This window comes from Schlegelella aquatica, from assembly GCF_026013905.1.
Lineage (GTDB): Bacteria > Pseudomonadota > Gammaproteobacteria > Burkholderiales > Burkholderiaceae_C > Caldimonas > Caldimonas aquatica.
This window is the reverse complement of the sequence record NZ_CP110257.1, coordinates 2,243,058-2,264,423: the sequence shown is the minus strand read 5'-3', so window position 1 is coordinate 2,264,423 and position 21,366 is coordinate 2,243,058. Positions and strand designations below refer to the sequence as shown.

Annotated in this window: 25 protein-coding genes; 8 read left to right on the top strand and 17 right to left on the bottom strand. The window is 70.8% G+C overall.

Going from position 1 to position 21,366, the window contains the following annotated elements; all coding sequences use genetic code 11:
- Positions 1-75: 75 nt before the first annotated feature.
- The 5 genes from OMP39_RS10275 to coxB all read right to left on the bottom strand — a co-directional run bounded on the left by OMP39_RS10275 (position 76) and on the right by coxB (position 5,078).
- On the bottom strand, positions 76-645 hold the full coding sequence (locus OMP39_RS10275; protein ID WP_264891632.1) for a PAS and helix-turn-helix domain-containing protein: 570 nt from the start codon (positions 643-645) through the stop codon (positions 76-78).
- Positions 646-740: 95 nt separating this feature from the next.
- On the bottom strand, positions 741-1,550 hold the full coding sequence (locus OMP39_RS10270; protein ID WP_264891631.1) for a cytochrome c oxidase assembly protein: 810 nt from the start codon (positions 1,548-1,550) through the stop codon (positions 741-743).
- Entirely contained in the window at positions 1,547-1,882 is a 336-nt protein-coding gene (locus OMP39_RS10265; protein ID WP_264891630.1) for a hypothetical protein, read from the bottom strand. Before OMP39_RS10265 ends, OMP39_RS10270 begins: the two co-directional genes overlap by 4 nt.
- Positions 1,879-4,401 carry a cytochrome c oxidase subunit I gene (gene ctaD, locus OMP39_RS10260; RefSeq protein ID WP_264891629.1) on the bottom strand — a complete coding sequence of 841 codons (2,523 nt, stop codon included), beginning with the start codon at positions 4,399-4,401 and terminating at the stop codon, positions 1,879-1,881. Before ctaD ends, OMP39_RS10265 begins: the two co-directional genes overlap by 4 nt.
- The gene (coxB, locus tag OMP39_RS10255; RefSeq protein WP_264891628.1) at positions 4,398-5,078 is read right to left on the bottom strand and encodes a cytochrome c oxidase subunit II; all 681 of its coding nucleotides are present in this window, start codon (positions 5,076-5,078) and stop codon (positions 4,398-4,400) included. Before coxB ends, ctaD begins: the two co-directional genes overlap by 4 nt.
- A gap of 81 nt (positions 5,079-5,159) precedes the next feature.
- Between coxB and OMP39_RS10250 the strand changes: the two genes are divergently transcribed.
- Positions 5,160-5,621, top strand: a complete 462-nt coding sequence (locus OMP39_RS10250; protein ID WP_264891627.1) for a DUF2231 domain-containing protein — start codon at positions 5,160-5,162, stop codon at positions 5,619-5,621.
- Between the two features lie 50 nt (positions 5,622-5,671).
- Here the strand turns inward: OMP39_RS10250 and OMP39_RS10245 are convergent, their stop codons facing one another.
- On the bottom strand, positions 5,672-6,100 hold the full coding sequence (locus OMP39_RS10245) for a CopD family protein (RefSeq protein ID WP_264891626.1): 429 nt from the start codon (positions 6,098-6,100) through the stop codon (positions 5,672-5,674).
- A gap of 82 nt (positions 6,101-6,182) precedes the next feature.
- Here OMP39_RS10245 and OMP39_RS10240 point away from each other — a divergent pair, with 82 nt between their 5' ends.
- A complete protein-coding gene (locus OMP39_RS10240; protein WP_264891625.1) occupies positions 6,183-8,231 on the top strand; it encodes an NADPH-dependent 2,4-dienoyl-CoA reductase in 2,049 nt (682 codons plus the stop codon).
- A 40-nt stretch (positions 8,232-8,271) separates the two neighbouring features.
- On the opposite strand, the gene OMP39_RS10235 is transcribed toward OMP39_RS10240, so the two are convergent.
- The 5 genes from OMP39_RS10235 to OMP39_RS10215 form a co-directional block, all read right to left on the bottom strand.
- On the bottom strand, positions 8,272-8,610 hold the full coding sequence (locus OMP39_RS10235) for a hypothetical protein (RefSeq protein WP_264891624.1): 339 nt from the start codon (positions 8,608-8,610) through the stop codon (positions 8,272-8,274).
- Between the two features lie 330 nt (positions 8,611-8,940).
- On the bottom strand, positions 8,941-9,549 hold the full coding sequence (locus tag OMP39_RS10230; RefSeq protein ID WP_425340625.1) for an alpha/beta hydrolase: 609 nt from the start codon (positions 9,547-9,549) through the stop codon (positions 8,941-8,943).
- Positions 9,550-9,705: 156 nt separating this feature from the next.
- Positions 9,706-10,137: a response regulator gene (locus OMP39_RS10225; protein WP_264891622.1), complete on the bottom strand. Its 432-nt coding sequence runs from the start codon at positions 10,135-10,137 to the stop codon at positions 9,706-9,708.
- A gap of 134 nt (positions 10,138-10,271) precedes the next feature.
- Entirely contained in the window at positions 10,272-11,159 is an 888-nt protein-coding gene (locus OMP39_RS10220) for a pirin family protein (protein WP_264891621.1), read from the bottom strand.
- 19 nt (positions 11,160-11,178) lie between these two features.
- Entirely contained in the window at positions 11,179-11,790 is a 612-nt protein-coding gene (locus OMP39_RS10215; RefSeq protein WP_264891620.1) for an FMN-dependent NADH-azoreductase, read from the bottom strand.
- A 117-nt stretch (positions 11,791-11,907) separates the two neighbouring features.
- Here OMP39_RS10215 and OMP39_RS10210 point away from each other — a divergent pair, with 117 nt between their 5' ends.
- The 5 genes from OMP39_RS10210 to OMP39_RS10190 all read left to right on the top strand — a co-directional run bounded on the left by OMP39_RS10210 (position 11,908) and on the right by OMP39_RS10190 (position 15,878).
- Positions 11,908-12,846 carry a LysR family transcriptional regulator gene (locus OMP39_RS10210; RefSeq protein ID WP_264891619.1) on the top strand — a complete coding sequence of 313 codons (939 nt, stop codon included), beginning with the start codon at positions 11,908-11,910 and terminating at the stop codon, positions 12,844-12,846.
- Positions 12,847-13,093: 247 nt separating this feature from the next.
- The gene (locus OMP39_RS10205; RefSeq protein WP_264891618.1) at positions 13,094-14,260 is read left to right on the top strand and encodes a glycosyltransferase; all 1,167 of its coding nucleotides are present in this window, start codon (positions 13,094-13,096) and stop codon (positions 14,258-14,260) included.
- A 91-nt stretch (positions 14,261-14,351) separates the two neighbouring features.
- The gene (locus OMP39_RS10200) at positions 14,352-14,735 is read left to right on the top strand and encodes a hypothetical protein (protein WP_264891617.1); all 384 of its coding nucleotides are present in this window, start codon (positions 14,352-14,354) and stop codon (positions 14,733-14,735) included.
- A 146-nt stretch (positions 14,736-14,881) separates the two neighbouring features.
- A complete protein-coding gene (locus OMP39_RS10195; RefSeq protein WP_264891616.1) occupies positions 14,882-15,559 on the top strand; it encodes a DUF502 domain-containing protein in 678 nt (225 codons plus the stop codon).
- A complete protein-coding gene (locus OMP39_RS10190; RefSeq protein ID WP_264891615.1) occupies positions 15,552-15,878 on the top strand; it encodes a hypothetical protein in 327 nt (108 codons plus the stop codon). The genes OMP39_RS10195 and OMP39_RS10190 overlap by 8 nt, the downstream gene beginning before the upstream one ends.
- A gap of 99 nt (positions 15,879-15,977) precedes the next feature.
- Here the strand turns inward: OMP39_RS10190 and OMP39_RS10185 are convergent, their stop codons facing one another.
- The gene (locus OMP39_RS10185) at positions 15,978-16,271 is read right to left on the bottom strand and encodes a hypothetical protein (protein ID WP_264891614.1); all 294 of its coding nucleotides are present in this window, start codon (positions 16,269-16,271) and stop codon (positions 15,978-15,980) included.
- 240 nt (positions 16,272-16,511) lie between these two features.
- On the opposite strand from OMP39_RS10185, the gene OMP39_RS10180 reads away from it, so the two are divergent.
- Entirely contained in the window at positions 16,512-16,733 is a 222-nt protein-coding gene (locus OMP39_RS10180) for a hypothetical protein (protein ID WP_264891613.1), read from the top strand.
- An 11-nt stretch (positions 16,734-16,744) separates the two neighbouring features.
- On the opposite strand, the gene OMP39_RS10175 is transcribed toward OMP39_RS10180, so the two are convergent.
- The 5 genes from OMP39_RS10175 to OMP39_RS10155 form a co-directional block, all read right to left on the bottom strand.
- Complete coding sequence (locus tag OMP39_RS10175) at positions 16,745-17,644, bottom strand: lysylphosphatidylglycerol synthase domain-containing protein (RefSeq protein ID WP_264891612.1); 900 nt, start codon at positions 17,642-17,644, stop codon at positions 16,745-16,747.
- Between the two features lie 155 nt (positions 17,645-17,799).
- Entirely contained in the window at positions 17,800-19,059 is a 1,260-nt protein-coding gene (gene clsB, locus OMP39_RS10170; RefSeq protein WP_264891611.1) for a cardiolipin synthase ClsB, read from the bottom strand.
- Positions 19,056-19,853, bottom strand: coding sequence for an endonuclease/exonuclease/phosphatase family protein (locus OMP39_RS10165; protein ID WP_264891610.1), 798 nt, complete (start codon positions 19,851-19,853; stop codon positions 19,056-19,058). Before OMP39_RS10165 ends, clsB begins: the two co-directional genes overlap by 4 nt.
- 163 nt (positions 19,854-20,016) lie before the next feature.
- Positions 20,017-20,784, bottom strand: coding sequence for an anti-sigma factor family protein (locus OMP39_RS10160; protein ID WP_264891609.1), 768 nt, complete (start codon positions 20,782-20,784; stop codon positions 20,017-20,019).
- The gene (locus OMP39_RS10155; RefSeq protein ID WP_264891608.1) at positions 20,781-21,299 is read right to left on the bottom strand and encodes an RNA polymerase sigma factor; all 519 of its coding nucleotides are present in this window, start codon (positions 21,297-21,299) and stop codon (positions 20,781-20,783) included. Before OMP39_RS10155 ends, OMP39_RS10160 begins: the two co-directional genes overlap by 4 nt.
- Positions 21,300-21,366: the final 67 nt, after the last annotated feature.

Genomic DNA, 21,366 nt, shown 5'->3' with positions numbered 1-21,366 from the left:
ATCTTTGCCCCCGGGGCTTGCGCCCCACCCCCCGAGGGGTTGTCGGCCCGGCTTCGGGCGGCCGGGCGCCGGGCCTCAGGAGATGCCCGCCAGCCGCGAGACCATTTCGGTGGGCGTACGGACCTTGAGCTTGCGCATCAGGCGTGCCCGGTGGGCGTCGACGGTGCGCGGGCTGATGCCCAGGATGCGCGCGATCTGCTTGGTGGTCTTGCCCTCGACCAGCAACTGAGCGATCTCGCGCTCGCGCACGGTGAGCGGCGCGATCACGGGCCGCCGCTCGGAGATGTCCTCGAACATCCACACGGCGCAGCCGAAGGGGTCTTCGCGATCCAGCGAGCGACCCGCCACATGACACCAGAACAGGCGGCCGCCGCGGTGTTTCATGATCCGCTCGTCGGCGTAGCGGCCGCTGTCGCGCATGACCTGCAGCCCTCGCTCGCCGATGCGGTGGAACTCCTCGACGGAGGGGTACAGCACCGACATCGACGCCCCCGCCAGCTCCTGCGGCGCATAGCCGAACATGGAGCCGAAGGCCTCGTTGCAGCGCTGGATCACCCGGTCGCGCGAGACGCACAGGCCCACGGGAGCCAGATCGAAGGCCAGTTCGAGGTCGGAGCCGGAGAAGGGCGGTTCGCACGGGTGCATCGCAGCGCGACAGGATATCGGCACGCGATGCAGCGGACCATGAGGGATGGCCCGCCGGGGTGGTCGAAGAGGAAGCTGGCGGGGCGCATCGGGGGTCAGCCGGGCGCACGACGATCGGCGCGGTCGAGCAGGCGCGCCGCGCTCCAGGCGGCCGCTGCCAGGTAGGCGAGGCCTCCGGGCACCCACATCACGAGGCCGGCGAGTTGCTGGTCCCAGAGGTCACGCGATTCGCGCAGATACAGCGGCTGTGGCGCGAAGGTCAGGAGGGCGCCCAGCAGCCCGGTGTGCATCAGCGTGAAGAGCAGGGCGGCCAGCGCCCCCAAGCCGCGGGCCGCGGGAGCGCGCCACACCGACCACCAGAAGATCCAGGCAGTGAGAAGGAAGCTGGCGTGCTCGAGCACGTGCCAGCCCTCGTGCAGCAAAGCGGCGGTGTAGGGCCCCGGTGCATGCCAAGCCCAGAGGGCCAGCGCATGCACGGTGGCCGCCGCCATCGGTGCCGCCGCCAAGCGCAGCGGCCCGCGCGCGAGCGCCACGGGCAGGCGGCCGAAGCAGGCGCGCCACTGCGGCAAGGGCTGGGCCACGACGAGCAACGGGGCGACGCCGACGATCAGGACCATGTGCTGGACCATGTGCATCGCGGTGCTGTGGGCGGCCCAATCGTCGAGCGGCCCGAACAGGGCCACACCGGCGAGCAGCAGCGCGGTGTGGAACGCCAGCGCCTGGGCGGGGCGCGCGGGCACCCGCGCGGCCCCCAGGGCGTGCCCCACCCAGGCGAGCACGTAGAGTGCTTGCAGGAGCCACGCCGGCGCGTGCTCCACCCCGCCTTGCCACCCCCCGTGAGCGGCCACCGGGCCACTCGCAAGGCTCGCACCGGCGGCCAGCGTGAGGCGGGCGAGCGGCCTCATGCGCACACCGGCAACCAGCCCAAGGGCAGCGCGACGAAAGCCACGCTCAGGGCCGCGGCGAGGTGGAGGCACGCCCCGGCTGCCGCGACGAACCGGCCGGCGCCCTGGGCCTGGCGCCCGGCGCGCAGGCACCGCACGGCCCCGAAGGCCAGCCCCACGAGGACGAGCGCCGTCGACGCGAGCAGCAGGCCCCTCAGCAGCCCCGGCGAAACCCCGCTCCCGCGCTGCTCGGCGATGCATCCGAGGGACACGCCGGCGTAGACCCCGACGAACCAGACGGCCCACACGGCGAGCCCGAGCACGAGCTGCAACGGATGGAGCGCGGGCTTCATCGCAGGACTCCCAAGACGAGGGGAGCGCCGGGCAGGACGAGCGCGGTGGCCCACGCAATGCCCGCGCTGAACCACCACAACTGCAGCAGTACCGCCGGCTCGTAGGGCGCGAAGGCCCCGACATAGCGATGGCGCACGCGCAGCACCTGCAAGGCCGTGGTGACCGTGGCGAGCGCGCCGTGCACGACGGCGTAGATCAGCATGAAGATCATCACCGCGTCGTGGGCGCTTCGCTGCGGCACGAGGGGGGCTTGCGCGATCTGCCAGCCGAGCACCGCGCAGTGAGCGGCACCGAGCAGCGTGGCGAGGACGAGACCGGGGACCAGGCGGCCGTCGTGTCCGCGGCGCAGGTGCGCCTGCACGTGGCGCAACGACCCCGCGGCGGCCGTCGCGAGCGCCGCCGCGGCGGCCAGGGCGGTGGCGCTCACCGGCGACTGCGCCGGCGGCTCGAACTCGGGGGCCACCACCCACAGGTACAGCCAGCCGAACACCAGCGAGCCGTACAGCGCCGTGTCGGCCAGCAGCGTCGAGCCCATGCCCCACAGGCCGGGGCCGTCGAAGGTGCGCGAGTGCAGCCGAAGGCCGGGTGGGACGTCATCGTCCTGGGGCGCGCAGCTCGGGTGCATGCCGTTCTCCCACGACCACCGCAGCAAGGCCGCGAAGGCCGCGATCGCGGCGACGATCGCGAGGGCATGGACCTTGGTCAGCAGCCCGATGCACACCAGCCCGATGGCGGCGGCTGCCGTCAGCGGCCACCAGGAGTTGCCGGGCAGGTGGATCACCTCGCGAGGCTCGCCGGTGATCGGGTCCGTGCCGAAGGTTTCGCGGCGGCCGTGCCGTGCATGGGCCAGCGCATGCATGCCGCGCTCGATGCTCTCGGGCAGTCGAGGTTGCTCCCACAAGGGATGGCGGGCCTCGATGCGCGCTTGGCTGGCGAAGTTGTACGGTGCGGGCGGCATGGCGCAGGCCCACTCCAGCGTGTCCGCGCCCCACGGGTTGCGCGGGGCGCGCCGGCCGACGCGGGCGTGCGTGGCGAGGTCGACGACGACCATCGCGATGCCCGCCGCCATCACGAAGCCGAAGATCGAGGACACGAGGTTCGGCAGCTCCCAGCCCAGGCCGGCCTCGTAGGTGTAGATGCGGCGCGGCATGCCGAGCAGCCCCGTCCAATGCATGACCAGGAAGGTGCCGTTGAAGCCGATGAACGTGAGCCAGAAGCCCCACCGGGCCAGCCATTCCGTTGGCATGCGGCCGGTGGCCAGAGGCAGCCAGTAGTACAGCCCGGCCAGCAGCGGAAAGAGCACCCCCCCGACGAGCACGTAGTGCATGTGCGCCACGACGAAATGCGTGTCGTGCACTTGCCAGTCGAAGGGCACGAGAGCCAGCATCACGCCGGTGAGCCCACCGGCCACGAAGACCACGAGGAAGCCCACGAGCCACAGCATCGGGATGCGCATCTCGGGACGGCCCGTCCACAACGTGGCCAGCCACACGAAGATCTGGATGCCGGTGGGCACGGCGACCAGCATGCTGGCCGCGGAGAAGAACGCCATCGCGAGCAACGGGATGCCGACCGTGAACATGTGGTGCACCCACAAACCGAAGCTGATGAAGCCGGTGGTGACGACGGCCACCACCGTCCAGCGGTAGCTGACCAGCGGACGGCGGGCGAACACGGGCACCAACGTCGAGACGACCCCGGCCGCCGGCAGGAAGATGATGTAGACCTCCGGGTGGCCGAACAGCCAGAACAGGTGCTGCCACAGCAGCGGGTCGCCGCCGCGATTCACGTCGAAGAAGGCCCAGCCGGCCGCGCGCTCCAGCTCCAGCAGGATGCTGCCGAGGATGAGCGGCGGAAAGCCCACGAGGATCATCACCGACGTGACGAGGATGTACCAGGCGAAGATCGGCATGCGGTGCAGCGCCATGCCGGGCGCACGCGTGCGCAGGATCGAGACGAGCAGCTCCACAGCCCCTGCGACCGAGGAGATCTCGACGAAGGTGATGCCGATCAGCCAGAAGTCGGCGTTCACGCCGGGGCTGTAGGTGCGGCTCGACAGAGGCGTGTACATGAACCAGCCCGAGTCGGGCGCGAGGCCGAGCACCAGGCTCGACGTGAAGATGACGCCGCCGAAGAGGTAGCACCAGTACCCGAAGGCGCCCAGCCGCGGAAAGACGAGGTCGCGTGCGCCGATCATCTTCGGGATCAGGTAGCACGCCAGGCCTTCGACCATCGGCACCGCGAACAGGAACATCATCATCGTGCCGTGGGCCGTGAAAGCTTGCTGATAGGCCTGGGCGCTCATGAAGCTCTGCCCCGGCAGGGCGAGCTGCGAGCGCATCAGCATCGCGAGCACGCCGGCCACGAGAAAGAACACGAACCCCGTGACCATGAAGCGCAGCCCCACCGTGGTGTGATTCACGATGGTGAGCGCGCGCCAGCCGGTGGGGTTGCGCCAGACGCGCTCGAGTTCGGCATGCAGGTCGGCCGGGTCGCGGGCAGGCGGGTTCGTCGTCATCGGGCAACGGGTGCGGTGGCGGTGGAGGCGGCGGGCGCCGGGGCAGGCGTGGAGGCGGGAGCGGCGGTCGGGCCTTCCGAGTGCAGCCAGCGTTCGAACTCCTCGGCCGGCAGGGCCTGCACGCGCAGGCTCATGTGCGCGTGGCCCGGCCCGCAGAACTCGGCGCACGGAGCATGGAAGACGCCCGCCCGGTCGGCCCGCAGGTGCACGCGATGCGTGCGGCCGGGGATCGCATCGACCTTGACCCCGAGGCGCGGCACCCAGAACCCGTGGATCACGTCGCGCGTGGAGACGTCCACCGCGACGGTGCGTCCCACCGGCAACACCAGCTCGCCCGCGAGCTGCCGGCCGCTGGCGGGGTAGCGCACGTCCCAACCCCAGCGGTAGCCGGTGACTTCGACGTGCAAGGGCGGCACGCGGGCGTCGGCCGGGACGCGGCCCGCGGGTATGCCGAATGCCAAGAGCAGCGCGATGCTGACGAAAGGCAGCAGCACGCCGCCGCCCCAGATCCAGCGCGCCGCCGTCCGCCGGGACGAGGCCTCGTCCCGCTGCCGGCTGTTTCGCAGGAGCGCATAGCACCACAGGGCGACCACGACGAGCCACACGATGGAGCCGTACCCGAGCATCCACCACCACAGCTGCGCGATGTCCCTCGCCGCCGGCCCGGCCGGGTCCACGATGGAAGCCGGCCCTGTGCAGCCGGCGAGCACCGGGCACCATGCCGCGACGGGCCGCCCGCCGATGAGGAGGGCTGGCTGATGCCACGCCAGGAAGAACCGATCGCCAGCCGCGCGGCGATCGCGGGGCACCCGTTGCACCCGATGATGATCCACTTTCCCGTGGCCGCCCTGATCGGGCTCGTCGCCGTCGATGTGGCCTTCCTCCGAAGCGCCGACCCGTTCTGGGCGCGCGCGGGGGTGTGGTTGGCGGGCGTGGGCGCCCTGGGCGGTTGGGCCGCGAGCATCGCGGGGCTGATCGACCTCTACACCGTGGCCCGCATACGCCGGCTCATCACCGCCTCGTGCCACGCCATCATCGCGGTGATGATGCTCTCCGTCGCCACGATGAACTGGCTGCTGCGCGTGGGCGACGCGGGCGCCATGGTGCGCCCCTGGGGCCTGTACCTGTCCTTGCTCACGGCCGTGCTGATCGCATTGGCCGCCTACCTCGGCGGACGCCTGGTGTACGAGCACACGGTGGGTGTGGACACCAGCGAATGAAGGGCCGCGCCCGGCGGCTGCACACGGTGCTCGGCGCGTGTTCATCGCGGTCACAGGGGCTTGGCGAGCACGAGCCACAGGACGGCCAGAATCAGACCGATGCCGGCGAACCCCGCGAAGGCGGCACCCCGCCGGATCGCACGGGCGTCGCCGCCGCCCTCGAGGCGGATGGTGAGCACGCCGCACCAGGCGTGGACGAGCACGAGGCCCGCGACCGCCGTGAGCTTGGCGACGAGCCAGACCCCGAGCGTGAAGTCCGCGACGAAGACCGCCGTGCCGGAGGCGATCGCGAGCAGCGCGGCGGGCGTGGCTGCCAGCGTGAAGAGGGCCCGCAGAGGCAGCGGTGCGGCCGATGCGTCAGGCGCCGGGCGCGCGCTGCCCGCCAACGCGGCGGCCAGGTAGAGCAGGCTCGCGCACCACAGCACGAGCGCGACGATGTGCAGGAGCTTGAGCCAGGGCATCTCGGTCGGAGCGTGCAACGGCCCAGGCTCCAGCAAATCCCGCGCCCGCAGCGGTGCGGGCGGTTCGCATAATGCGGGTCGACTTCAGGAGACCCCCTCGATGCTTGCCGACCACACGCCTTACCCCCACCTGCTCGCGCCGCTCGACCTCGGTTTCACCACCTTGCGCAACCGGGTCCTGATGGGCTCCATGCACACCGGGTTGGAAGACGGCCGCCGGCTCGACAAGCTGGCCGTCTACTTCGCCGAGCGCGCCCGCGGCGGGGTGGGGCTCATCGTCACCGGCGGCTTCGCACCCAACGTGGCGGGCTGGGTCAAGCCCTTCGCCGGGCGCATGTCCAGCCGGGCCGCGGTGAGCCGTCACCGCGAGGTCACGCAGGCCGTGCATGCCGAGGGCGGCAAGATCGCGCTGCAGATCCTCCACACCGGGCGCTACGCCTACCACCCCTTCGCCGTGGCGCCGTCCCCGCTCAAAGCGCCGATCTCGCCCTTCCGGCCGCGCGAGTTGAGCGCCCGCGGCGTGCAGCGGCAGATCGACGCCTTCGTGCGCTCGGCCGTGCTCGCCCGCGAGGCGGGCTACGACGGCGTCGAGATCATGGGTTCCGAGGGATACCTCATCAACCAGTTCCTCGCCGCCTGCACCAACCAGCGTACCGACGAGTGGGGCGGCAGCTACGACAAGCGCATGCGCTTCGCGGTGGAGATCGTGCAGCGCACGCGCGAGGCGGTCGGGCCGGACTTCATCCTCATCTTCCGCCTGTCGATGCTCGACCTCGTGCCCGGCGGCAGCACCTGGGACGAGGTGGTGGCGCTCGCCCGTGCCGTCGAGCGGGCCGGTGCCACGCTCATCAACACCGGCATCGGATGGCACGAGGCCCGCGTGCCCACCATCGCCACCAGCGTGCCCCGGGCGGCCTTCACCTGGCTCACGCGCAAGATGAAGGGCGAGGTCGGCATCCCGCTCGTCACCACCAATCGCATCAACACGCCTGAAGTGGCCGAAGCGATCCTCGCGCGCGGCGACGCCGACATGGTGTCGATGGCGCGCCCGCTGTTGGCCGATGCCGAGTTCGTGCGCAAGGCGGCCGAAGGCCGCGCCGACGAGATCAACACCTGCATCGCCTGCAACCAGGCCTGCCTGGACCACATCTTCGTCAACAAGACGGCGACGTGCCTGGTCAACCCCCGGGCCTGCCGCGAGACGGAGCTGGTGTGGGGGCCCGTGCGCCGCAAGCGCCGCCTGGCCGTGGTGGGGGCGGGGCCGGCCGGGCTGGCGGCTGCCACGGTGCTCGCCGAGCGAGGGCACGAGGTGGACCTGTACGAGGCGGCCGAGGAGATCGGCGGCCAGCTCAACATGGCCAAGGTCGTGCCAGGCAAGGAGGAGTTCCACGAGACCTTGCGCTACTTCGGCAAGCGCCTCGCGCTCACCGGCGTGCGCGTGCATCTGGGCTCGCGCGCGACGGCCGAGTCGCTGCTCGCGCGCGGATACGACGAGGTGATCCTGGCCACCGGCGTGGTGCCCCGCGACCCCCGCATTCCCGGCCAGCAGCACCCCAAGGTGCTGAGCTACATCGACGTGCTGCGCCACCGCAAGCCGGTGGGCCGGCGCGTGGCCATCGTCGGGGCGGGGGGCATCGGGTTCGACGTGGCCGAGTACCTCGTGCATGACGGGCACTCCAGCACGCTGGACTTGCAGGCGTGGCTGGCCGAATGGGGCGTGGCCGACCCGGCTGCCGCGCGCGGAGGCGTCGAAGGCGTCATGCCGCGCATCAGCCCGCCGGCGCGCGAGGTGTACCTGCTGCAGCGCACCGAAGGCAAGCTCGGCGCGCGCCTGGGCAAGACGACCGGATGGATCCACCGCACCTCGCTCAAGCACAAGCAGGTGCGCATGATCGGCGGGGTGCACTACGAGGAGATCGGCGACCGGGGCCTGCTCATCTCACGCGGCGAGCGGCGGGAGGACCCGACCTGGCTGGAGGTGGACCATGTCGTCCTGTGCGCGGGGCAGGAGCCTCAGCGGGAACTCGAAGCCGGCCTGCGTGCCGGCGGGGTGCCGGTGCACCTCATCGGGGGCGCGCACGTGGCGGCCGAGCTGGACGCCAAGCGCGCGATCGAGGAAGGCACCCGCCTCGCCGCGAGCGTCCAGTAGGAATGCAGCGGCGGGCGGGCACTCAGGGGTTCCTCAGGGGTCAGTTGCCCTTGATCTCGGGCGTCCGGGTGGCCTCGCCTTCGCCCAGGGAGCCCGGCAGCTGCGAGCCACGGGGTTCATCGTGGATCGAATCGTAGTCGGCGCCGTACATCCCGGTGCGGCTCGAGTAGGCGTCGTACTGGTCCACCGTGCTGCTGCTCGAGCCCCCCGTCGCCGAGGAGGGCGAGCCCTGCACCGATTGGGGCTCCTGGGACGGCGAGGTGCTCATCGTGGCGCTGCCGGCCCCGGCCGCGCTGTCGGGCGTGCCGGCTGCGCCGCCCTGCGCATAAGACCCGACGGCGAAGGTCGCCGCCACCACACATCCGATCAAGTGTTTCATTTGCATCTTCTGGTTCCTTTCCTCCGTGAAAACGTTGCACACAACGAGGGGGCCGCAGGGCCGGCGCGTCGAGTAGGGGCCGCGAGATGAGCCCCGGCGGCCCGGCCCGATCCCTCTGCAGCTGAAGTAGCAGAGGGCGTGCCCAGCGGTCCCCGCGTTCGGGCGGAGGAACATCCCCAGTAGACAAGGCGGGGCTGGACGCGAAGCGCGAGCGTCGAGGCCGCAGGGGCCCGCAGCGGCATGCGGGTAAGTAAGAACGCAAGACAGCGGCCCTCGCCCGGGCCCGTCGCCCCGCCGAGGATCGAGGGTGCCGGCGAGCCGGCCGGAGCGTCAGCGTGGCGGCTCGTACGCCACGCGTGCGCGCTGGGCGACCCAGGCGGCGAAGTCGCGGGCCATCTCGTGCGAGATCTCGTGCCCGCCCGGGTAGTCGCGGTAGACCAGCCGCACACGGTGCTCGGCCAGGGTGTGCATCGTGTCCACCGCATGCTCGCAGGGGATGACGTCGTCGGCCCCGCCGTGCGCGAGGAAGGCGTGCAGACGCGCGAGCTGGTCGGTGGGGGCGAGCTGCCACTTCACTTGCGAGAGGATGCGTCCGCTCAGCATGCCGATGGCCGCGACCTTGTCGGGCCGTGTGAGGCCGACGCTCGCCGCGATGACCGCCCCCTGGCTGAACCCGGCCACGTAGAGCTGCCGGGGGTCGAAGGGGTGCACCTGCCGCAGTTGGTCGATGAAGCGCAGCAGGAGTTGCCGGGCCGCCTCGGCCTGGTCGGTGTCGGGCCGCAGGCCGAGGGCGGTTTCCCGCAGGGTGTACCAGGCATAGCCTCCTTGCGCGGCCGCGAGGGGCGCGCGCACCAGCGCCACCCCGACGTCCGGGGGCAGCAAAGGCACGAGCGGGGCCAGGCTGGACTCGTCCCCCCCGGCGCCGTGCAGAAGGAGCAACAGGGGCCGCCGCGTCGCGCCGGCGTGGGCGGCTCTGAGGCGAAACGGCAGTGCGAGGTGAGGGGACACGACCGTCTTGCTCAAGACGTGGGGGGTGGGCGGCAGGGGCGCAGAGCTTGCAAGGGTCATAGGGAGGCTGCGGCCGGGCGGCGGGTTTCAGGCACGGGGGCGGCCCCCCGGGGGCCGGTCGTCGCTCTGGCCCTTGAGCACGCGGAAGATCTCGGCGCCCAGCTTCGCCAGCATCAGCGGCTTCGTCACGAAGCCGTCGGCGCCGGCGGCAAAGCAGGCGGTACGCTCGGCCGGTGCATAAAAGGCGCTGCAGACGATGATCGGAAAGGCGGGCAACTCCCCCTGTGTTTGCAGGCGCCGAAGCTCCCGCATCGTCGCCAGACCGTCCAGACGGGGCATCTGAACATCCATCAGCACCGCCAAGGGCGGATCGCTGCGGGACGACTCGATGGCATGCACCCCGTCGTCGGCGGTGCGCACCGGGTATCCGAGCGCCCGCAGCATCTCGCTGGCCAGCAGCTGGTTGACCGGGTTGTCTTCCACGACGAGAAAGTGCATCGCACCGGCGCTTCGGGCCATGCGCCCATGCTACTCCCCCCGGCGACCGCAGCCCGGCGACAGACCCCGGTGCGAGTGGGTCGAAACACCTGCCGCCCGCGCCCAGGGCGACAGCGCCGCTCCTGCTCGCGCCCGCAAGTCCGGCGCGCGGCGGCTCAGCGGCCCAGACGGCCCGCGCGGAAGTCCTCGACCGCCTGGTGGATCTGCTCGTGCGAGTTCATCACGAACGGTCCGTACTGCACGATCGGCTCGCCCAACGGCTGCCCCGCGATCAACAGCGCCCGGGCCGGCTCCTCGGCGGCGTGCAGGACGATGCCGTCGGCGTGCTCTTCGTTGCCGAAGATCGCCATGTGCCGGACCGGCACCTCCCGCCCGCCGGTGCGCAATCGACCTCGGTAGACGTAGGCGAAGGCGTTGTGCGAGGCGGGCAGCGCCTGCGCGAAGGAGGCCTGCGGCTCCAAGTGCACGTCCAGGTACAGCGGCTGCGTGCGCTCGCGCGACACCGCCCCCGCCACCCCGTGGCTCTGGCCGGCGATCACGCGCACCCGCACGCCCGGCAGATCGAACTGCGGGATTTCGGCCGGCTGGATGTCGCGGTACCACGGCTCGCACATCTTCTCGTCGGCAGGCAGGTTCAGCCACAGTTGGAAGCCTTCCATGCGGCCCTCCTCCTGCTCGGGCATCTCCGAGTGGATGAGGCCGCGCCCGGCCGTCATCCACTGCACGCCGCCCGACTGCAACAATCCCTCGTGCCCGGCGCTGTCGCGGTGGCGCATGCGCCCGGTGATCATGTAGGTGACGGTCTCGAAGCCGCGGTGCGGGTGGTCCGGAAAGCCCGCACCGTAGTCCCGCGGGTCGTCGCTGCCGAAGGCGTCCAGCATGAGAAACGGATCCAGCCGCCGCTGCAACGGCTGGGCCAGCACGCGGGTGAGCTTCACCCCCGCGCCGTCGGACCCCGGTGTGCCGCGCACGAGCTGCTCGACCACGCGGGGGCGGCGGACCGCGTCCGTGGCGAGGGGGACGGAAGGCGTCGGTGTGTTCACGGCAAGGCTCCTCGTACGGTCAAACGGCGAGCGGCTCGGTGATCGCGTCGATGCGCGCCCGCGCGGCGGCAATCGCCTCGCGCTCGGCCTCGGCCCCCAGCGCCAGCCCCTCGGCGTAGATGAACTCCACGTCCGTCATCCCCAGGAAGGCGAGCACCATGCGCAGATAGGGCACCTGGGTATCGGCCGGCGTGTCGCGGTACTGTCCGCCGCGCGTCAGCACGACATACACCTTCTTGCCGGTGAGCAGACCTTCGGGGCCGTGCTCGGTGTAGCGGAAGGTGACGCGCGCACGCGAGATCGCATCGATCCAGTTCTTGAGCGCAGCGGGCACGCCGAAGTTGTACATCGGAACGGCCAGCACGACCACGTCGGCGCCCTGGATCTCCTCGATCAGCGCGTCGTCCATCGCCACGCGACGCGCCTGCTCCGGTGTGCGGGCGTCCTCGGGCGTGAACAGCGCCTGGAGGGCCGCCTCGTCCAGGGCCGGGTGCGGCCGGCGCGACAAGTCGCGCACGACCAGGCGAGCGTCGGGCCGGGCTTCGCGCAGCCGTTCCACCAGCCGGGCGGCCAGCGCGGTGGAGTGAGAGCCTTCGGTGCGGGCGCTGGAGTTGACTTGCAGGATGTTCATCTTCCGATCTCCTGGCCGGGCAGGGCCCGGGGTTGACGATGGAGATCACTCTATTGGTGCCAAAGGGTGATAAAAAGCGGCCAGCGGACATTAGATCGTTCCGCTGAGGGAACAATCTTGCAGATCGATCCGAACGACCTGCTGCTCTTCGCCAGGGTCGCCGACACCGGCAGCTTCACGCGGGCTGCCGAGCGCCTGGGCCTGCCCAAGAGCAGCGTGTCGCGGCGTCTGGCCGCGCTGGAGCGCTTGTTGGGCGAGCAACTGCTTCTGCGCACCACGCGCAAACTGAGCCTCACCGATTTCGGCCGTCATCTGCTGGAGCACGCGCGGCAGGTCGCAAGCGAAGTGGAGGCGGCACAGGCGCTCGCGTTGCACCGGCAGGCCCAGCCCAGCGGCCGGCTCAAGGTCTCGCTGCCAGGCGACCTTGCCGGGCTGGACGTCGAGCTGCTGCTCAGGCAGTTCCTGACGCGCTACCCACAAGTCTCGCTCGAGCTCGACATCACGCCGCGGCGGGTCGATCTGATCGGCGAGAACTACGACCTGGCGATCCGCATGGGCGAGCTGGAAGACGACGCCAGTCTCGTCGCGCGCCGGCTTTTCGACCACGAATGGGGGCTGTACGCGTCCCCGTACTACCTGGCGCTCCACGGGGAGCCGCGAGAGCCCGAGGAGTTGCACGCTCATCAGGGCCTGACGCTGCGCACCCGCGCGGGAGACGCGTGGCCTTGGCAGCTCGCCCGCGGCGAGGAAGGATGGAAGGGGCTGGCGCCACCGCGCGTCATCGCCAACTCGCCTCCGCTGCTGATGCGCCTGGCCGAGCAAGGCGCGGGCATCGTTGCGCTGCCGCACACCGTGGTACGGCAGGCCTGCCCGGTGCAGGCAGGACAGCGGCCTTCGCTGGTGCGCGTGTTGCCCGAGTGGTGCCTGCCCCGCACCCAGGCCTGGGCCGTCATGCCCGGCCGGCGCCTCGTCCCGGCCCGCACGCGGGCCTTTCTCGACATGCTGCAGCAGGCGATCGACGAGGCCGGCCTGTCCGACGCGCCGCGGCGAGGCTGAAAGCCAGCGGAGCCGGCGGCTCCCGCCGGGGCCGGTGGGCGCGAGTCCTTCCGGTCCAGGCCCTGTGCCCCGCGGCTGCCGCGCCAAACCCCCGAGATGGGCGTGGCCTGCGCCGGCCAGCCTGAGTAGAGTCAGGCAGCCCTCTCGTGGACCGGCCACCCGATCCGGCAGCACGGCGCGGGCTGCAGGAAGACGCCGACGGTTCCGACCGCCTCGGCGCTCCAGCAAAGCCAGGGAGACGAACACCATGCTTTCAAGCCATGCACTGGAGGAGATCGATCGGGCACTGGCCGCTCAAGAGAGCTGGCTGGGACACATCGAGCGCAAGGCCTCGGCGCATCGCATCCTCAGTACGCTGCCTTACGGCAAGGTCCCCTTCTGGAACCGGGTGGTCGAGACGGTCGGCGCCCGACCCAACCGGCTCAGCCGGCTGACGGCGAAGGCGGGCATTCCGGACGCGAGCCTGATCGCCAGATTGCTGTGGCGGGCGCCCCGCTATGACGTCGTGCTGCTGGCGGGCGGCGAGCGCGCGGATCTGCTCTACGTGGCCTTGGCCGCGCTGTGCCCCTGGATACGCACCCCGCACATCATCGTGGACGCGCACTGGCAGAAGGCCTCGGGTGGGCCGGGGCTTCTGCAGCGAGGGCTGCTGCGCCTGGCGCGCCGGCTGCTCCACGAGGTGCAGCCGCATTCGGCCGAGGAAATTGCGATCTACGAGCGCGAGTTCGGGGTGCCCGCCCGCCTGCTGCGGCCCGTCCCCTGGTCCACGTCGCTCATCGGCTACGACATCCGCCCGGCCGAGCCGGCGCAGCCCTTCGTCCTCACTGGCGGGCAATCGTTTCGCGACTATCCGGTCTTCCTCCGCGCCGCGGGCGAGTTGGGCGTGCCTGTCAAGATGGGGCTACCGCCGGGCGCCGTCTCGCCCGAGATACGGCGTCTGGTCGAGGCCTTTCCGTGCGTCGAGTTGCACACCGAGTGGAGCAATCGGGACTACTTCGAACAGATCTCGGCCTGCTCGGTCTTCGCGATGCCGATCGAACAGAACCTGACCCGATCCACGGCCGACCAGACGATCCTGAATGCCATGCACCAAGGCAAGATCGTCGTCGCGACCGACTCGATCGGGCCGAGGATCTACCTGCGCGACGCGATCAACGGCTTCCTGGTGCGCGAGCCGACGGTGGAGGCGTGGAAGTCCGTCCTCGCCCGCGCTTTGAACCTGACGCCCGAGGAGCGGGCCGCAATGGCCGACCAGGCGGCATTCGATGCCCGGGTTCGATTCAACGAGCGCATCCGCCTGGGGCGCACGCTCGACAACGCGCTCAGCGCGCTGGATCCTTCCCACCGGCCGTCATGGGCTTGCCAGCTGGCCCGGGTGCTGGGGCCCAAGGCGGCGTCTTCACGTGCTGCCTGAGCGCAAGACGTCGGCCGCCAGCCTCGGGGCAGGGCGTCGAAGCGGGGCAGGGCACGCCGATTGCCCCGGCTGCGCCGAAAGGAGCCTTGCCATGACCGACACCACCCGAAGATCCTCACCGGAATCTTCCCAAGGATCGCCTCAGGAAGCGCCTCAGGAAGCGCGTCAGGAAGCGCGTCAGGAAGCGCGTCAGGAAGCGCGTCAGCAATCCACCCAAGGATCGCACCCGTCGCCCGAGGGGTCGCCGCAGCGATCGACCTCCACCCCACCCAAGGAGTCCTCTGCCAAGCCCGAGGAGCAGGAAAAGCTCGAGACCTACCAGGAGCGGCTCGACGAGGCGCTGGAAGAGACGTTTCCCGCCAGCGATCCCATCTCTCCGAGTGCGGCCGAGCACATCGAGCGCAGCACCAGCACGCCCAAGGACGACAAGGATTGGGAGCTCGAACCCAAGGACCGGCCGCAGAAGGAAGAGTGAGTCCCCCTTCGGACCCCTCGCCGGGCGGTACTCCGCCGAGGCCCCGGCCCGAGGCGGCAGCAGGCGGCGCGCGCTTCGGCCCCACAATAGGGCCGGTGCCCTCGGCCGTCCGTCGGCTGCGGGCAGCCTATCGCCTGTGGAAGACCATGCCGCTGCCCGTTCGTCTGCGTTCCCTCGCCCGCACCTTCGTCACCGGCCTGCTGGCCGTGCTGCCCCTGGCTGTGACGATCACCGTCCTCGTCTGGATGGGGATGCTCGTCTATCACTGGCTCGGGCCCCACAGCATCCTCGGCAGCATCCTCATCGGCATCGGCGTCGGCGTGGCCGGTTCGGAGGCCATTGCCTACCTGTTCGGCATCGTGATCGTGCTGGCCTTCGTGTTCCTGCTCGGTCTGGCAGTGGAATCCGGTGTGCAGCGCGGGTTGCGGCGCGCCGTCAATACGATGCTGCTGCGCATCCCGGTGGTGCGCACCATCTACGATGTGATCGACCGGTTCGTCGCCCTCGTGACGAAGAAGGACGGCAAGGAAGGGCTCAAGTCGATGAGCCCGGTGTGGTGCCATTTCGGTGGACCGGGCGGGGCGGCGGTGCTCGGTCTGCTGTCGGGGCCCACGCCGGTGGAACTCAACGGCCGGCCCTATCTGGCGGTGCTCATCCCCACCGCGCCGGTGCCCATCGGCGGCGGCCTGCTCTACGTGCCGCAGGAGTGGGTGCAACCTGCCGATCTCGGTGTCGAGGCGGTGACGAGCATCTACGTCTCGATGGGCGTGTCTTCGTCGCAATACCTCAAGAGCTTTCCGACCGGGGGAACACCGCATGGATGACCGGCGCCTCGTCCTGGGTCAATTGCTGTTGCCGGCCGGCGTGACCGCACGCTTCGAGCTGCGGCACGACCGCTGGCTTGCCGACGAGTCCCAAGGCCTGCTGCGCTGGCACGACGGGCCGCTGGAGTGCCGCGACGGCGACACGCTGCTCCTCGTGGCCAAGGACATGGGCGCGGCCGTGGTGCTCCAGGGCCTGGACCCGGCCTCGGTCGAGGCGGGCAGCCGAGGGCCGGGCGTGCTCCTTCAGGCCGGACGTGACGAGTACGCCTCGTCGGCCATCGAATGGGAAGTCCGAGAGGTGGTGGAGGCGCCGCTGTAGCCGTCGGCCTGGTGCCCCACCGAGGGCGCCTTGGCGGCCGATCTGCCGCCGATCTGCGACCGCGGTGAGGCTCGCGGGGCCGCACACCGAGGGGCTTCGCTAGGCTTGCGACACCTCGCCCTGGTGGTGGGCCTTCTCGGCCTCGCGACGGGTCTTCCAGTCTCCCAAGTGATAGCAACGCACCAGACCGTCCTCGGCTTGGGCCAGCAGGCGGTTGCGGCGCAGGGGTTGCGGCGGGCGGCACGGGCGGCCCCCTTGCACGAGATGAGCCACCGTCAGGCTGTCGTACTCCAGCTCGGCCAGATAGTCGAAGGTGCCGCCGAACAGCAGTGCGCGCGGTGACTGCTCGTCACCCACCAGCACGAGGTACTTCCCGCAAGTGGAACGCTCCATGTCAATTGTGCCGTCGATGCAGAAGTCGGAATGCACAGCATGCTAGGACTCCATGACACGACGGCGAATCCCCACGTGTCCGACGCCGCTGTCAGCCCATGCCTACAAGGCGGCGTCGCGACGCTCCCCCAAGATCGAGCAAGAGGGTCTGCCGTGCGGCTGCCGGGTACGCCGCGTGCTCGCGGGCATCTGACGCGCCCGCCGCGCACCCGCCCGACCACGATTCCACTCGCACCGCCCATGAACGCCGTCCAAAGCGAGACCCTCGACATCCTCCAACAGGTTCTGCGCCAGTCCTTGCTGGCCTTGGCCGCTTCGTCGCGCGCCAACATGCCCTTGTTCGCCTCCGCACTCGAAGCGGCCTCGCACAACGAGGCCCTGCATCCCGTCGCCCGCGCCATGTTGGCGGAGCTCTCGGAAAGCGCGGGCATCGTCGCGCCGTTCTCGGCCACCAAGCAGTAGATGCGAGCGCCTCACTGCACCCGCAGGTGCCGGGCGCGCCACTCGAGCACCGCGTAGAGCGCGGCCGCCACCGTCAGGGGCGCGAGGTAGTACACGGCGCGGTACGCGACCAGGGTGGCGACGAGCTCGGGGCGCGAGAACTTCCACCCCAGCAGACCGATGAACACGGCCTCGAGCACGCCCAACCCGGCCGGCACGTGCGTCACCACGCCTGCCACGGCGCTCACCATCAGCACCGCCACCACCGTGCCGAAGGCCAGCTGTTGGCGAAAGAGCACGTAGAGGACGCAGGCGATCGCCAGCCAGTTGCACGCGGACAGCGCGAACTGCGCGAGCGCCAGCGGCCACGAGGGCAGGGCCAGTTCGTGTCCGCGCCAGGTGTAGCTGCGACGGCGTGAGAAGGCGCACAGGCCCAGGTAGGCGGCCGCCACGGCCAGAAGGGCGATCCCGAGCCAGCGCAGTCCGGTGCTGCCCAGCTTCCAGTCCTGCGGCAGTTCCACCGTGCCGGAGACGAACACGGTGCCGGCCAGCAGCAGGTAGCCCAGCCAGTTGGTGAGCACGCTGAACCCGAGCACCCGCGAGATCTGGGCCTGGTCGAGCCCCAGGCGAGAGTACAGGCGCAGCCGGAAGCCCACTCCGCCGACGAGCGAGCCCAGGTTCAGGTTGAAGGCGTAGCTGACGAAGGTAATGGCCAGCACGCGGCCGGCCGGCAGGCGATGCCCCGCGTAGCGGCGTGAGAGCAGGTCGTAGCAGCTGTAGAGCGCATAGCTCACCGCCGCGATGCCGGCGGCCGAGGCGAGGGTGATCGCGTCGTACCGGCGGATCGCCTTGCGCACCTCCTGCCAGTCGAGCTCGCGCGCTTGGTTGGCCACGAGCGTCACCACCAGCACCAGGAAGAGCCACGGCAGCACGCGCTTGATACGCGGCCAGTGGCGCCGCCAGCCGCTGGCTGGGACACCGGCGCGGCCGGAGGGCGGCGCATGGTGCGAAGAAGGCGCGCCTCTTTCCGCGGTGGCGCGGGGGCTGCGGGCGGCGCCCTGGGGCCTGCTCTTGCCGGTGCTTGCAGTCACAGGCCGTGCGCTTCCTTGGGCGCGGTCTCGCGTGCGTGGTCGGCCGTGCCGAGCGCGGCATCGCCCTCGCGCGGCAGGATGTGCTCCATCCTGGGCGTGTGGGCCGGCAGCAAGCCCACCCACGCCGGAAAGCGCCGCGCGAAGTGGTAGGCCAGGAAGCTGAGCGCCAGCCGCAAGGGGTTGCGGCTCGAGACCTCCTCGGATGTGATGAGCCTGCAGTGGCTGCGCACGAGCCCGTCGAGCCGCTCGTACAGCCGTTGCGCGAAGGCACGATCGCGCACGACGACGTTCGCCTCGAGATTGACCGCCAGGCTCAAGGGGTCGAGGTTGCTCGAGCCCACCGTCGCCCACTCTTCGTCGATCACGGCCACCTTACCGTGCAGCGGGCGCTCGCAGTACTCGTAGATCCGCACGCCTTCCCTGAGCAGATAGTCGTACAGCATGCGCCCGAAGAACTGCACCCAGCGCATGTCCGGCTGACCCTGCAGCACGAGGCGCACGTCCACGCCGCGGCGCGCCGCGTTGCGCAGCTCGCGCAGCAGCCGATAGCCGGGGAAGAAGTAGGCGTTGGCGATCAGCGCTCTCCCCTTGGCGCGGCGCAGGGCGTCGATGTAGTGCTCCTCGATGTCGGTGCGGTGCCCCTGGTTGTCCCGCACCACGAAGAGCGCGACGGCGTCTTGGGTGTCGAGCGGGGCGGGCGCCAGGTGCCGGTGGCCCGGCCAGTGCCACCACCGGCGATGCTGCTCGCGCGTGCCGCCCACCACCTGCGCGGCGAATCCGTGGATGTCGGCCACCACCGGGCCCTCGATCTCGATCGCGTAGTCCTGCTTGGCCTCGGGCCCGAACTCCTGCAGGTGATCGAGCGAGAAGTTGATGCCACCCACGAAGGCCAGCGTCGCATCGACCACCACGATCTTGCGGTGCATGCGCCGGAAGAGGTTGGTTCGCAGGCCCAGCAACTTGGGCTGCGGGTCGAACACGTGAAAGTGCACGCCCGCGGCCGTCATGCCTTCGATGAACTCCTCGGAGAGGTCCGGGGAGCCGTAGCCGTCGACGGTGAGGTGCACCGTCACGCCCCGGCGCGCCGCGGCGATCAGCTCGTCCCGCAAGGCGCGCCCCACCTTGTCGTCGAACAAGATGAACGTTTCGATCAGCACCTCGCGCTGCGCGGCGCGGATCGCCTCGAACACCCGAGGGTAGTAGGCCTCGCCGTTTTCCAGCAGGCGGATCCGATTGCCGGGGCGCCACACGTTCATAGCTCGATCTCCGCGGCGAGGGGCGAGTGGTCCGACAGGTGGGCCCAGGGGCGCTGCGGCATCGGCATCGGGCGGAAGCGGCGCACGCCGCGCACGTAGATGCGATCGAGCCGCAGCATCGGAAACCGCGCCGGGAAGGTGCGCGGCGGGCGCCCGTGCGTGTGGGCGTGGACCTCGGCCAGCCCCGCGTGTGCGAGTTGCTGCTCGGCCGACACCCGCCAGTCGTTGAAGTCGCCTGCCACGACCAGAGGGGCCTCGGACGGCACCTGCTCGTGGATCAACTCGCACAGCAAGCGCAGTTGCACGCGCCGGTGCGCCTCGCGCAGCCCCAGGTGGACGCAGATCGCGTGCAGTTCGCGGTCTTGCCCCGGCACCCCGATGGCGCAGTGGAGCAGGCCGCGCTTCTCCGGGCCGCTCACCGAGGCGTCGCGGTTCTCGTAGCGCAGGATCGGGTACTTGGACAGCACCGCATTGCCGTGGTGACCGAACGGGTAGACGGCATTGCGGCCGTAGGCATAAGCCGTCCAGATCGAGTCGGCCAGGAACTCGTAGTGCGGTGCGTCGGGCCAGTTCTCCACACGCTGGGGGTGCCGTTCGTGCATGCCCTGCACTTCTTGCAGGAACACCACGTCGGCCGACACCTCGCGCACGGCATCGCGCAGTTCGTGCAGCATGAAGCGCCGGTTGAACGCGGTGAAGCCCTTGTGCGTGTTCACCGTCAGAACGCGCAGGGTCAGGGATTGCGCCCGCGTCCTGTGGGCACCGGGCAGAGGGTTCTCGAAAGTTCTGAGCATCGTCCTGTTCGTCCGGGCCGGTGCGCGGTCGGGTGGGACATGCAGGGCATGCTACGTACCGGCGACGCAGCGCACGACTCCCGAATCACTCACGTCCTTGTCGGACGGCTCCGACAGCGCGGGCAATCGGCGCGCCCGTGGACGGGCTCGTGGGGGCGCGAGGCTAGGAGGGGGCGGCTTGCCGGTGCACCGTCTGGGCCAAGCGCGCGAGAGCGGCGCGGTCGAGCGAGCCCGACGACAGGGCGTAGCCGAAAGCACCGTCCACCCAGTACATCACCTGTACCCCCGCCTCCTCGGCGAAGCGGAATCCGGCTTCCGTGCCCGTCGGAAGTTCGGTCGTGAGGTAGAGCGTGAGCCGGCGGCCGCCCGCGTCCTGGTACATGAACTGGGCGACCGGGCGTGCCCGCCCGGGCAGGAGACGACCGCCTATCAGTTCGAAGCCGTCCGGGGTCAGGTCGGGTGCATGCACCCCCACCCCCATGCGTTTGCTCAGCCATGCGACCAGCGGCTCGAGTTGCGCCACCTCGACCGGGCGTCGCGCGTCCGGGGCGTAGACCACATGCGCGACGGCGGCCTGCCGCGGCAAGGCGGCCAGGGCGGCGGGCGTTCTGGCCGACCACGCTTCGCGCGCGCCCCAGCCTGCCGCCAAGCCGAGCACGCCAGCCAGCCATGCCGCCGCCCAGCGCTGCTGCCACCAACGGACGGGTGAGGCCGCCTGCATCGTGGGCCACCAGCCGGCCGGCAGGGGCTCCTGCGGGAGGCGGCCGAAACGCTCGCGCAGGGCCGCCCGTTGCGCAGCCCAGTCGCGCACCCGCGCCGCATCGTGCGGGTGGTCGGCCAGATGACGCTCCACCCGTGCGCGGGCGGCCGCATCGAGCTCGTCATCCACATAGGCGTGGAGCTCGAGGTCGGTCACCGGTGCGTCGTTCATTTCACCACCCTCAGAGAGGTGCCCGCGCGGGGCTCGTCGCGAGCGCCGTTCCGCCAGGCGCGCAGCTTCTCTCGCGCACGGGCCAGGCGCGACATCACGGTGCCCACCGGCACGCCGAGCGCCTGCGCCACTTCCTCGTAGCGCAGTTCCTCCACGCACACCAGCAGCAGCACCTCGCGTTGCTCGTCCGGCAGACGGGCGACGGCGGCCTCCAGGTCCTGCCATTCGAGCCAACGTGCGGGGTCGCCGCCCTGCGCAGGCTCGGCAGGCGCCTCCTCCAGCGGCACCACCGCGGCCGGGGCGCGCCGAAGCTGGTCCACGCGCACGTTGTGCATGATCCCGAAGAGCCAGGCACGCAGCTCGCCTTCGCCGCGCCACTGATGCAGACGCGTCCAGGCGCGCTCCAGCGTGTCTTGCACCAGGTCGTCGGCCTGCGCGGCGTCTCCCACCAGCGCGCGGGCATAGCGCCGCAGCCGGGGCAGGCAGGCAAGCAGGGCCTGGGCTCGAGGGTCCATGTGAGGTCAAGCGTTCTCGCGTTCCTGCCCCGTGGCGCAGCCGGGGGCAGCCGGGGCAGGGGCACGA

What these genes read in the sequence shown, in the direction of transcription:
- OMP39_RS10185 (WP_264891614.1), bottom strand. Translation starts at nt 16,271, where the DNA reads ATGGAGCGTTCCACTTGCGGGAAGTACCTCGTGCTGGTGGGTGACGAG.
- OMP39_RS10265 (WP_264891630.1), bottom strand. Translation starts at nt 1,882, where the DNA reads ATGAAGCCCGCGCTCCATCCGTTGCAGCTCGTGCTCGGGCTCGCCGTG.
- OMP39_RS10240 (WP_264891625.1), top strand. Translation starts at nt 6,183, where the DNA reads ATGCTTGCCGACCACACGCCTTACCCCCACCTGCTCGCGCCGCTCGAC.
- clsB (WP_264891611.1), bottom strand. Translation starts at nt 19,059, where the DNA reads ATGAACGTGTGGCGCCCCGGCAATCGGATCCGCCTGCTGGAAAACGGC.
- OMP39_RS10190 (WP_264891615.1), top strand. Translation starts at nt 15,552, where the DNA reads ATGGATGACCGGCGCCTCGTCCTGGGTCAATTGCTGTTGCCGGCCGGC.
- OMP39_RS10180 (WP_264891613.1), top strand. Translation starts at nt 16,512, where the DNA reads ATGAACGCCGTCCAAAGCGAGACCCTCGACATCCTCCAACAGGTTCTG.
- OMP39_RS10195 (WP_264891616.1), top strand. Translation starts at nt 14,882, where the DNA reads ATGCCGCTGCCCGTTCGTCTGCGTTCCCTCGCCCGCACCTTCGTCACC.
- OMP39_RS10275 (WP_264891632.1), bottom strand. Translation starts at nt 645, where the DNA reads ATGCACCCGTGCGAACCGCCCTTCTCCGGCTCCGACCTCGAACTGGCC.
- OMP39_RS10250 (WP_264891627.1), top strand. Translation starts at nt 5,160, where the DNA reads ATGCCACGCCAGGAAGAACCGATCGCCAGCCGCGCGGCGATCGCGGGG.
- OMP39_RS10200 (WP_264891617.1), top strand. Translation starts at nt 14,352, where the DNA reads ATGACCGACACCACCCGAAGATCCTCACCGGAATCTTCCCAAGGATCG.
- OMP39_RS10270 (WP_264891631.1), bottom strand. Translation starts at nt 1,550, where the DNA reads ATGAGGCCGCTCGCCCGCCTCACGCTGGCCGCCGGTGCGAGCCTTGCG.
- OMP39_RS10225 (WP_264891622.1), bottom strand. Translation starts at nt 10,137, where the DNA reads ATGGCCCGAAGCGCCGGTGCGATGCACTTTCTCGTCGTGGAAGACAAC.
- OMP39_RS10235 (WP_264891624.1), bottom strand. Translation starts at nt 8,610, where the DNA reads ATGAAACACTTGATCGGATGTGTGGTGGCGGCGACCTTCGCCGTCGGG.
- ctaD (WP_264891629.1), bottom strand. Translation starts at nt 4,401, where the DNA reads ATGACGACGAACCCGCCTGCCCGCGACCCGGCCGACCTGCATGCCGAA.
- OMP39_RS10155 (WP_264891608.1), bottom strand. Translation starts at nt 21,299, where the DNA reads ATGGACCCTCGAGCCCAGGCCCTGCTTGCCTGCCTGCCCCGGCTGCGG.
- OMP39_RS10165 (WP_264891610.1), bottom strand. Translation starts at nt 19,853, where the DNA reads ATGCTCAGAACTTTCGAGAACCCTCTGCCCGGTGCCCACAGGACGCGG.
- OMP39_RS10160 (WP_264891609.1), bottom strand. Translation starts at nt 20,784, where the DNA reads ATGAACGACGCACCGGTGACCGACCTCGAGCTCCACGCCTATGTGGAT.
- OMP39_RS10205 (WP_264891618.1), top strand. Translation starts at nt 13,094, where the DNA reads ATGCTTTCAAGCCATGCACTGGAGGAGATCGATCGGGCACTGGCCGCT.
- OMP39_RS10215 (WP_264891620.1), bottom strand. Translation starts at nt 11,790, where the DNA reads ATGAACATCCTGCAAGTCAACTCCAGCGCCCGCACCGAAGGCTCTCAC.